Origin of the sequence: Pseudarthrobacter albicanus, assembly GCF_018224015.1 — a bacterium.
Taxonomy (GTDB): Bacteria; Actinomycetota; Actinomycetes; order Actinomycetales; family Micrococcaceae; genus Arthrobacter; species Arthrobacter albicanus.
Map to the genome: position 1 here is coordinate 1 of NZ_JAGPOT010000220.1, position 599 is coordinate 599.

At 66.4% G+C, this 599-nt stretch carries 1 protein-coding gene; it reads right to left on the reverse strand.

What is annotated here, in order from left to right; genetic code table 11:
* The coding region (locus J9611_RS21530) for a hypothetical protein (RefSeq protein ID WP_211883362.1) at nucleotides 1–599 on the reverse strand (599 nt) is incomplete at both ends.

Sequence of the window (599 nt, forward strand, 5' to 3'; positions counted from 1 at the left end):
GTCCTTAGTAGGGTGTGGGCCTCGTCGGCGGCGCGTTTGTAGCCGGTGTTCGTGCGGATTTCCCGGGCGAGGGTCATCATCGTGTTGAACGCGGCCATCCGGATGCTGTGGTGAATGAGTTTCGTCTCCGTGTCCAAAACCTGCTGGCCCGGGGCCAGGTCTCCGAGGCGGATCCTGGCCGGGAGCCCCTGGTGGGCGGCTTCCGCGGCGTCAAGTGCCGTTTCGGCATCCCAGAGCGGGGCCTTGATGGTGTTGATCATGGCATTGGTGACGGTGATGTCGGTCGTTCCTGCCGGCGGGGTTCGCAGGGCGAGCAGTGCCGCGTCGGTGTCGGCGGCACTGTCGGTGAAGTGTTTCTTCGCGGCAACGACTCGTTGGTAGGCCTGGGCTTTGGCGGGGTTGGGGACCATCCTGTCGGCGTCGTCGTCGCTGGAGGTGTAGCTGTCGTGGGAGTCGAGGTCGAAGTGCATGCGGGCGTAGCGGAACTGGTTTTCCTGCCGCCACCGCGAACCCATCCGATACACAGCCTCCCCGGCGCCCAGGTCGCGGTCGGTGGTGAGGATGTGGATCTGCCGCCTGCCGCCGCCGGAGGCGGCGAC